The 9,278-nt window shown below is 42.7% G+C and carries 13 protein-coding genes; 1 reads left to right on the plus strand and 12 read right to left on the minus strand.

Annotated elements, in window-relative coordinates:
- Nucleotides 1-533: 533 nt before the first annotated feature.
- From GJU40_RS13680 to GJU40_RS13735, 12 genes are all read right to left on the minus strand, one after another.
- Nucleotides 534-920 (minus strand): Asp23/Gls24 family envelope stress response protein, encoded by a 387-nt coding sequence (locus tag GJU40_RS13680; protein ID WP_154308588.1) that lies wholly within the window; start codon nucleotides 918-920, stop codon nucleotides 534-536.
- A 46-nt stretch (nucleotides 921-966) separates the two neighbouring features.
- On the minus strand, nucleotides 967-2,319 hold the full coding sequence (gene accC / locus GJU40_RS13685; protein WP_154308553.1) for an acetyl-CoA carboxylase biotin carboxylase subunit: 1,353 nt from the start codon (nucleotides 2,317-2,319) through the stop codon (nucleotides 967-969).
- A gap of 11 nt (nucleotides 2,320-2,330) precedes the next feature.
- Nucleotides 2,331-2,840 carry an acetyl-CoA carboxylase biotin carboxyl carrier protein gene (gene accB / locus GJU40_RS13690; RefSeq protein WP_154308555.1) on the minus strand — a complete coding sequence of 170 codons (510 nt, stop codon included), beginning with the start codon at nucleotides 2,838-2,840 and terminating at the stop codon, nucleotides 2,331-2,333.
- Nucleotides 2,841-3,248: 408 nt separating this feature from the next.
- On the minus strand, nucleotides 3,249-3,998 hold the full coding sequence (locus GJU40_RS13695; RefSeq protein WP_154308557.1) for a SpoIIIAH-like family protein: 750 nt from the start codon (nucleotides 3,996-3,998) through the stop codon (nucleotides 3,249-3,251).
- Between the two features lie 13 nt (nucleotides 3,999-4,011).
- Nucleotides 4,012-4,650: a stage III sporulation protein AG gene (gene spoIIIAG, locus GJU40_RS13700; RefSeq protein ID WP_154308559.1), complete on the minus strand. Its 639-nt coding sequence runs from the start codon at nucleotides 4,648-4,650 to the stop codon at nucleotides 4,012-4,014.
- Entirely contained in the window at nucleotides 4,647-5,279 is a 633-nt protein-coding gene (spoIIIAF, locus tag GJU40_RS13705; protein ID WP_154308561.1) for a stage III sporulation protein AF, read from the minus strand. The genes spoIIIAG and spoIIIAF overlap by 4 nt, the downstream gene beginning before the upstream one ends.
- An 11-nt stretch (nucleotides 5,280-5,290) precedes the next feature.
- Complete coding sequence (spoIIIAE, locus tag GJU40_RS13710) at nucleotides 5,291-6,466, minus strand: stage III sporulation protein AE (RefSeq protein WP_154308563.1); 1,176 nt, start codon at nucleotides 6,464-6,466, stop codon at nucleotides 5,291-5,293.
- Nucleotides 6,467-6,485: 19 nt separating this feature from the next.
- A complete protein-coding gene (spoIIIAD, locus tag GJU40_RS13715) occupies nucleotides 6,486-6,875 on the minus strand; it encodes a stage III sporulation protein AD (protein ID WP_343031557.1) in 390 nt (129 codons plus the stop codon).
- Between the two features lie 12 nt (nucleotides 6,876-6,887).
- Complete coding sequence (gene spoIIIAC / locus GJU40_RS13720) at nucleotides 6,888-7,094, minus strand: stage III sporulation protein AC (RefSeq protein WP_154308567.1); 207 nt, start codon at nucleotides 7,092-7,094, stop codon at nucleotides 6,888-6,890.
- 22 nt (nucleotides 7,095-7,116) lie between these two features.
- Entirely contained in the window at nucleotides 7,117-7,632 is a 516-nt protein-coding gene (gene spoIIIAB, locus GJU40_RS13725) for a stage III sporulation protein SpoIIIAB (RefSeq protein WP_154308569.1), read from the minus strand.
- Nucleotides 7,629-8,549 (minus strand): stage III sporulation protein AA, encoded by a 921-nt coding sequence (gene spoIIIAA / locus GJU40_RS13730; protein ID WP_343031558.1) that lies wholly within the window; start codon nucleotides 8,547-8,549, stop codon nucleotides 7,629-7,631. The genes spoIIIAB and spoIIIAA overlap by 4 nt, the downstream gene beginning before the upstream one ends.
- 68 nt (nucleotides 8,550-8,617) lie before the next feature.
- Nucleotides 8,618-8,899: a YqhV family protein gene (locus GJU40_RS13735; RefSeq protein ID WP_154308572.1), complete on the minus strand. Its 282-nt coding sequence runs from the start codon at nucleotides 8,897-8,899 to the stop codon at nucleotides 8,618-8,620.
- Nucleotides 8,900-9,206: 307 nt separating this feature from the next.
- Between GJU40_RS13735 and GJU40_RS13740 the strand changes: the two genes are divergently transcribed.
- The coding region (locus tag GJU40_RS13740) for a helix-turn-helix domain-containing protein (RefSeq protein WP_154306416.1) at nucleotides 9,207-9,278 on the plus strand (72 nt) is incomplete at its 3' end.

A 9,278-nucleotide genomic window follows, 5' to 3' on the forward strand; every position in this document is an offset into this window, starting at 1 on the left:
AAGCTCCTCTTATTACTCTTTCGTCGGTGAATCAATTGATGCTGATACACTTGAATATTCCTTGGAGCTTGTTTAGATCGACAACAAGAAACCTTCCATCAAGCATAATTATATAGCACAGCCTTCTTGAAAAGGCGGGATAACCATCTGAAGCCGGATCCTGCCCTCTTAAGTGATTTCAATATTATATAGTATTGCCTGCGGATTGAATAGTAAAATTGCAACTTCAAATAAAATTGCCGAGAGTATCTTTTGTGTACGCTGTTTTCCTGCACCATTAGTGGATCGCACTCGGCTGTACAGGCAGCTCAGCCGACAGAGCAGCTGCGCACTTGTCTGGTATTTGTAGCTTGAATCGCACTGCTTCATCTTCTTATAACTATATCACAAGTTTACTATCTCTTTTGAGGCTTTTTGCCTGACGAGAGTACTGTCAGCTTCCTGCTGAGTTCATCTTGGAGGGAATATATGCTTTCCTAACACAGAAAAAGCAAAAAGCCCCTTTAACAAAAGAGGCTTTTTTGCTCATAATATTACATTTCTTGATCAATCTCAGTTTCTTGCGTTTTTACTGATTCAAACTGCACACCTACAACATGAACATTTACTTCATTAATATTTAGTGCGGTCATATTCAGAAGAGCCTGCCTGATATTGTCTTGAATTCTTTGTGCCACTGCCGGGATCGAAACGCCAAAGATCATCACACAGTAGATATCTACAATAATGCCTTCTTCAGATAGCTCAACTTTCACACCTTTGCCGTGGTTCTTTTTGCCGAGGCGTTCAACTACACCAGCTGCAAAATTCCCGCGCATTTGGGCTACTCCATCAATTTCGGAAGCAGCTATTCCAGCAATCACTTCAATGACTTCCGGAGCGATCTCTACTTTACCCAGCCCGTTTTCTTCCTGGCCCATTTCAAGTATTTTATTTTCTTTCACTTAAGGCACCTCCAATATTGAATTAAGCGTCCATTAATGGATGTAATTCCAAAAATTTGGTATTGAATTCTCCGCCTGTAAATACATCATGCGAAAGAAGTTTCAGATGGAAAGGGATTGTTGTGGAAACTCCCTCTATAACAAATTCATTAAGAGCACGTTTCATTCTTGCGATCGCTTCATCCCTGGTTGCTCCATATGTAATTAATTTTGCAATCATTGAATCGTAATAAGGCGGAATCATATAACCGGGATATACCGCTGAATCTACTCTAACACCCAGGCCGCCGGGGGGCAAGTACATTTCAATTCTCCCTGCAGAAGGCATAAAGTTTTTATAAGGATTTTCAGCATTTATTCTGCATTCAATTGCCCAGCCGCTGAAAGTCACTTCTTCCTGAGACACTGAAAGCTGCTTTCCGGATGCTGCGTATATTTGTTCTTTGATAAGATCAATGCCGGTTACCATCTCGGTTACAGGATGCTCTACTTGAATCCTTGTATTCATTTCCATGAAATAGAATTTTTGTTCCCTATAATCAAAAATGAACTCAATTGTTCCTGCACCTGTGTAATTTACAGCCTGTGCTGCTTTAACGGCCGCTGAGCCCATCTGTTCCCTGACCTCTTCCGAAAGCGCCGGAGAAGGTGTTTCTTCCACAAGCTTCTGAAGTCTTCGCTGAATTGTGCAGTCTCTCTCACCCAAGTGAATCACATTTCCATGAGAATCAGCCAGCACCTGTATCTCCACATGGCGGAAATCTTCAATATATTTCTCAATATACACACCGGGATTTCCAAAAGCAGTAGCAGCTTCCTGCTGGGTGATTTGCAGCCCCTTAATCAGCTCCTGCTCATTTTTCGCTACACGAATTCCTTTTCCGCCGCCGCCCGCAGTTGCTTTCAAAATGACGGGATAGCCAATTTCTTCTGCTAAAGAAACTGCATCTTTTTCATCTTTGATGATTCCTTTGGATCCTGGCACTATCGGAACATTGGCTGCCCTCATCGTTTCTCTGGCAACATCCTTTGTTCCCATTTTATTAATTGCATCAGAGCTTGGCCCGACAAAAATGATGTTGCACTCTTTGCAAAGCTCGGCAAAATCAGCATTCTCGGCTAAAAATCCATATCCGGGATGAATGGCGTCACAAGCTGTCAGCTTTGCTACGCTCAATATATTAGTGATATTTAAATAACTGTCTTTAGAAGCAGTCGGACCGATACAATAGGCTTCATCAGCAAGCTGAACATGGAGCGCTTCCCGGTCAGCTTCCGAAAAGACAGCAACAGTTTCTATCTCCAGTTCTCTGCATGCCCTGATAATCCGTACTGCAATTTCTCCTCTATTGGCAATTAACAATTTCTTTATCATATTACCGCTCCTTATTCAGGCTTTACTAGGAATAAAGGCTGTCCATATTCTACAAGCTGCCCGTTTTCAACTAGTATTTCCACCACTTCTCCGTTAACCTCAGCTTCAATTTCATTAAACAGCTTCATCGCTTCCACTATGCATACGACAGAGTCTTTGGAAACTTTAGAGCCATTTTTGACAAAAGCTTCGGCATCAGGGGAAGAAGCAGAATAAAAAGTTCCCACCATTGGAGATGTAATTTTAACGAAGCTGCCGGCACCGGCTGATTGAGAGTCTTTTGTTTCTTTCTGTTCGGCCTTAGGAGCCTCAACAGCTTCCGGCGCTGCAGCTGCAGGAGCTGGCTGCTGAGCAGGCTGAACAGCCGGCGCAGAAGGAACAGACTGAATAACCTCTTGTCCTTCAAGGACAGCGTTTTTCTTCATTTTAATTTTAGAACCTTCATGTTCGTAGGTAAACTCATCAATAGATGATGTATCAATCAATTTAATAAGTTCACGGATTTCTTGGATTTTCAGCATGAATAGTGCACCCCTTAAAGAATGTTTACAGAATTATTGTAAGATACTAATATTTTATAATCTAGTACTAAAATCAAGTGATATAATTACATCTTACGATAGACAGAGGCAAACATTCAACAGTTTCTCAAAAATTGGTATGGCCACCTTCTCTTTTTAGGGAATACTGCCTGATTATTTTTGCTTCCTATCAGCTATTATAATGCAAAAACACATTGGCTTAAACGATTGGGTATTCTGCCGTTTCCTCATTCACATGCAAAAGGCCCGCAATTTTAAAATATAGATAGCATACCAATATGGTTAGACTTCCACCATTCCTAAACAAAAAAATGACAAAAGGCAGTGAGAAGGACTTCCCACTACCTTTTGCCGACAATCTGCAGCCTGCTCCAGCAGGCTTTATTCCTAATTATTAGAAGGTTCAAAGGTGACAGCAACATCTTCCATCTTGTCTATTTCACCTTTTACCAGCATGATGATTTCGTTGGCTTTTGCTGCTGTTGCTTCCTTGCTCTTGACTGTGATTTTCACTTTGTTTCCATCAGCGCGCACTAGCGCATCATCATACCCCCGGGATTTTAAAAGAGTTTCAAGGATAGATTCTTTTGCCGCGATATCCTGTAATTCTCTCAGCTCGTCATACGCCCTGCTTTTTTCCACTGCTGATACATCCTTGTTTGCCACAGTATCCTGAAGCTCTTGTTTACGCTCGCTTCTCGCATCCTCAAGTTCCATTCTCATTGTGGTAAACAGTTCATCGCTCTCAACGCTTGAGATAACAGTTCCATCTTCAAGCTCTTCTGTTACTGCATCTTCTTCAGTTTGCTGCTTGCCATCCTTGGATGTGCCCGGCTGCTCGCCATCTTTTCCAGGCTGTTCTGCCCCTTCTTTATCAGCAGCCCCGTCATCTTTAGGCTGTTCGCCGTCTTTAGGCTTTTCTTCTCCTGCAGGCTGTTTTTCTTCTGCAGGTTTTTGTTCACCCTTTTCGCTTTCTTCTGTCATTTGATCAATGGACTGCCCTTCAGACTTTTCGCCATTACCTGTCATCACGACATTATTTGTATCGTTTTCAGGTGATGTAATATAATACACAGAAAGTACTACGACCAGGCTAAGCATGGTCAGCAACCATACAGTTTGTTTCTTCAGCATCATTTATAATTCCTCCTCAACCTTTTTTAGCTGCAACTGCAACCTGATGGCTCGGCACACCGAGCACTCTGGTAACTGCATCAATGATATTTTTCTTTATTTGAACGTTGTCTGCCCCTTTGGCCACAACGAGTACACCGCGAATGTCAGGTTTTTTGGTTTGAAGGACGAGAGGTGTCTCTTGTTCTCCGTTTTTGTACATCACTACCTGCTCATCTATCTGCTGATCTGTTACTTTTCGTGTTCCGCCTTCGCGATCACTTTCATCAGTGGTCTGGCTTTGTGATACACGATTTTTTTCAATGACCTTCATGGAAGTGGCGTCTACGTTAACAAGTACTGTGACATCCTCCACGCCTATCATTGTTTCCAGCGCTTCCTTGAGCTGCGTCTCGTACTGATTTTCATAATCTTTAATAGATCCTTTTTCTGCTTCATTCGATGATTTAAAGACTTCAGCATCATCCTGTACAGCTTCCTCAGAAGCCGGGATGGACGGTCCTGCATGTTGTTCTGTAGTAAGGAGATTACTGATCAGCATAAAGGAAATTCCTGCTGCCAGGAGAAGAAGAAAATAGTGGGATTTGCTCAGCTTGCCATCCCCGCTTCCCTTCCCCTGCAAAAGAATTTTTAGTTTATTTAACAGGTCATTCATCTTGCTTCCTCCCCTCCTTCTGTATGGGAGATCGTAATTACACCGGGATCAAGCTGCCAGCACCGTCCAAGCAGGGTAACAATCTTGCTGTTGTTTTTTTGGCTGTCGTTTAGTTTCTCTGCATCCTTTTTCTCTGTATCTATACTTACCAGCTTGACTGCTTCCACAGATTCTTCCTCTGCAGAAGACTGCAGCACCACATAGACGCCTTCTATATCCTGTTGAGAAGATAATTCTGTCAGCTGCTTTGATGTTTCCAATTTAATATCTGCAATTTCTAGCCCATATGAATTCACCAGCTCCTCCTCAGCCATACTTTTTAGTTGGACAGCCATTTGTTCTAAAATATATGCTGTATGAGAAGCTTGTATTTCTCTTTTTTTCAAATCTATGGATTTTTTTATATAATCATTACCAGTCCCGTTCGCTTCCTGCCATTCCCCGAGAGATTCTCCAATGTCTTTCGAGAAAAATGAAAAGACGGGCTGAAGAATCATTACAATCAGCAGCAGGCCCAAAACTACTTTGACATATTTTTTCATAGCCGAGCTTGGCAGAAGCAGTTCTATAATGATAGAAAGAAAGATAAATAGAATGATATTGGAGACCCACCCGGATATAAAAGCCATTATAATCCCCCCTACCTCACCATCATTGTCAGATTGCCCGCGGCAATAATCACTGTCAGAGACAAAAAGAACATGAGTGACACAATTGCTAGAGCTGCAAAAATATAAATCACACTTTTGCTGATAATGTCCAGGCAGGAAATGACCGGACCCCCTCCAACTGGCTGAAGAATGGCAGCTGCAAACTTATAGATAAAAGCGAGCGAGAGTACCTTTATGGCTGGAAAGGCCGCTATGGAGAGCAAAACTGCAACTCCAAATATGCCCACTGTATTTTTAAGAAGCAAAGAAGCGCCAATCACTGTATCAGTTGCATCTGTAAACATCCGCCCGAGAACAGGGATAAAGTTGCCTGTAATAAATTTTGCTGTTCGGATCGTAATTCCATCTGAGATGGCTGCTGAAGCACCCTGCACAGACATCACACCAAGAAAAATAGTCAGAAAGGTTCCCAGCAGCCCAATGCTGATGTTTCTCAGGAGCTGTGCAAGCTGTGTCACCTTGTACTGATCTGTAAGAGTACTGACAATGCTCAGGAGCGCCGACAAAAAAAGCAGAGGCAGAACGACATTCTGAATGAGCAGGCCGCTTGTATTCATGAGGAAAATTATCACAGGGTGAAAGAAGGCAGCAGAGATCAAACCTCCTGAAGATGCCATCAAAGCAAGAAGCAGGGGAATGAGGGCGAGGATAAAGCCGGTCATAGTATGAATGGCCTCATTCGTATACTGTATGGCGACATAAAAACTGTTGAGGGCAATGATAATCAGGACCATGTAAACAATTGCATAAGCTACTTTGCTGACTGTGCTTTGTTCAAAAGCATTTTGCAAAAGCTGAAGCAGCATGCTGAATACGGTCAGCAGAATAAGTGTTCCAAGCAATTTACCGTTTGCAATACACTCATGAAAGGCAAAATGCAAAAAAGCTTTCCCCCATATTTGAAATGAAAACTCCTTCTCTCCTTTGAGAAACTCAAGCAGCGTGCCTTTTTGACTCTCAGGAAGATATCCCCCGTACTCATCCATGACATCCTCCCAATACTGCATCACCTCATCTGCTCCAAGCTTTTCAACCTGCTGATCGATAAACTCCTGTTGAAGAGAGGTTTCCTGGACAGAGGCTTCTGCACCATTCGGAGAGAGAAGGAACAGCAGGCATAAAAATGGCAGCATCCAATTTTTCATAAACGCTTGTCCCCTTTTCTCAGGTTGGAATAAGATCAATTATGGTTTCAATGATGACCGTTAGTATTGGTATAGCCATTGCCAGGATTAAGACTTTTCCACCCAGCTCAATTTTGGACGCAATCGCGCCCTGACCGGCATCCTTCGTAATTTGAGCACCAAATTCCGCAATATAGGCGATACCGATGATTTTTAAAATGGTCTCAACATAAATCAGGTTTATGTTTGCATTCACTGCAATCTTTTCAATCATTCTGATAATGATATACACCTGATCGACAAGAAACAGAAAAATGGCACAGCCTGTGAATACGACGAGCAAGAAGGCATATGTTGGTTTTTGCTCTTTTACAATCAATGCCAGAAAAGTAGCAATTAAACCCAGTCCGACAATTTGCAGAATTTCAATTGTTAAGCCCTCCTATCCTTGAAAAAGAAAGACTGCTTTAATTTTTTTGAACAGTTCATCCACAATGGAAGCAACCATAAACAAAATGTAGATAAAGCCCAGCAGTGTAACCCATTGGGCATATTCCTTCTTTCCCATCTGATCCAATATGGTATGAAGAAATGCGACCACAATTCCGATACCGGCAATTTGAAAAATGATATTAATATCCACTCCCATTGCAAACGCCCCCTGCTTGATCTCACATAAATAAAATAATAAGCAGCATTCCGGCTAGAAACCCGAGGCTTTTCAGCATTTTTTCATATCGGGTCTGCCTATCCACTGCTTCCGCTTCTTCTTTTTCCAGATGAGCCAGGGCCAGCTGTATATGCTTCTGCTGAGAGTAAAGATCATGCTGACCCAGTGTTTCTCCAAAGTGCGATAGCACCTCATGCTCTCCCTGTTTTAAGGCAGTCAGCTTCCAGGTCTCGTTCAACGCTGTTTCCCAGGCGGCCTTCACACTTGTTCTGCCCTGTCCAAGCACTTCTGAAAAACGCAGAAACAGCTTTGACAAAGGACCGGGAATTTGCTTTGCGATTCCCTCTGCTGCCTCTTTCAAAGGGGTGTGGCCGAACATCATTTCCGCTTCCAGGGATTTTAAGGCAACTTTCAGCTGACGCAGCTGTTTTGTACGGTCACTAAAAGACTTTGCCGCTTCGAAGCCGCTCCAGGTTGTCGAGATGAGCACAAGGCATGCTCCCAAAATTTTAATCATGTCACTGCCCTTCTTTCCGCCTGCACTGCCTCACCTTTGGAATTCAGAACCCTTACGACAGTCCCCGGCCCCTTTGTTCTTGAAAGTTCGATATACCTTTGAAACACACCGCTTCCTATCAGCTTTTTCATTGAGGGCCTTTTCGCAACATCAGCGAGCGCAAATCCATGAACCGTGACAAATAGTTTGACACCCGCATGAATGGCTTCCATAATGGCTTCCGTATCTTCTTCTCTGCCAATTTCATCTGCTATTAGGACCTCCGGGCTCATCGACCTGATCATCATCATCATTCCTTCTGCTTTTGGACAGGCATCCAGAATGTCCACTCTTTCTCCAAGCTCGTGCTGAGGAACTCCTTTAACAGAACCTCCAATTTCAGAACGCTCATCGACAATCCCAACCTTTTTTGAAGGGATAAACATATGGCCTGTACTAATCACTCTCGCAAAATCTCTTAACAACGTAGTTTTTCCTGTTTGCGGCGGCCCAATAATCAGGGTGTTCAGCCAAGAATGGGTAAAGACATATGGAATCAGCTGCTCTGCAGCTCCAAGTTTTTGTCTGGCAATCCGAATATTGAACGAGCTGATATTTCTAATCCCTTTGACAGATCCATTTTCAGTTACGACTCTTCCAGACAGTCCGACCCTGTGGCCTCCTTCAACTGTAATATATCCCCGCTTGAGTTCCTCCTCCAGCGCATATATGGAATACTGGCTGATCTCATTCAGCAGAACGTTGCCATCTTCAGCCGTAGCTTGATAGGGCAAATATATAGGGTCTCCCTCACAAATTATTTCAATTTTCCGAGTCAGCCTGATTCTGATTTCCTCGATTTTTTCTGCCTGAGATGCAGGGAGACGGAGAAGTTCTTCTGCTATTGTTCCGGGAAGAATTTTAAGAATCTTTTCCACCATTTCTGCCCCCGTTTTTAATAGATTTCTTTACAATTTATGCGGGCTTGGCCACTTTAGACCGGCAATTATTTATAAATGCCGAACAAAATGAAGAACACGCCTAGCCCGATAAATATAAACTTGGTATAAGAGAGCTGATCAGCGATCTGATAGATTCCAATTGTCATGGTAATGATAAATATAAGCGGACCTACGATTGCTAAAAGAGAATTTACGGTGACTGCTTTTTTCACATCATTTAAAACCAGCATCAGGATGGCTGCAGAAAGCTCAATTGATGCTGATAGAAACCTGAGGCCTGCCATTGTCATAACTGTTGAATCAATTCCGGCTAAAAAACGTCTCATAAAACCTCCACAGTTTTTTTGTACAATCTATGCCTGTATCCCTGCTTTTAGTCATGTTATTGCGATTAACCAAAAACACAAACAGCCCCTTCACTTTCATGAAGGGGAAAACATAATCTGGTATACACATAGCAGGCGGCCAAGAGTATTTACTTTTTATCTTTATCCGACAGAAGACTCCCTCTTCAAGTGCGTGATGAGCTTTAGCTCAGCGATAAGGGGCAGATGAATGGAGGTTGGCGATAGCCAAAACACTCACTGTCATGGCAAAATCAGAACGTGCGTTCCTGTAAAGCGAGGTAAAATCATGTTAGTTAAAAAGGCGTTTAAGTTTCGTATCTTCCCTAATCAAAAACAAATGGAGTTAATCAATAAGACG

The organism is Metabacillus lacus, from assembly GCF_009674805.1.
In the GTDB taxonomy this organism is placed as follows: domain Bacteria; phylum Bacillota; class Bacilli; order Bacillales; family Bacillaceae; genus Metabacillus_C; species Metabacillus_C lacus.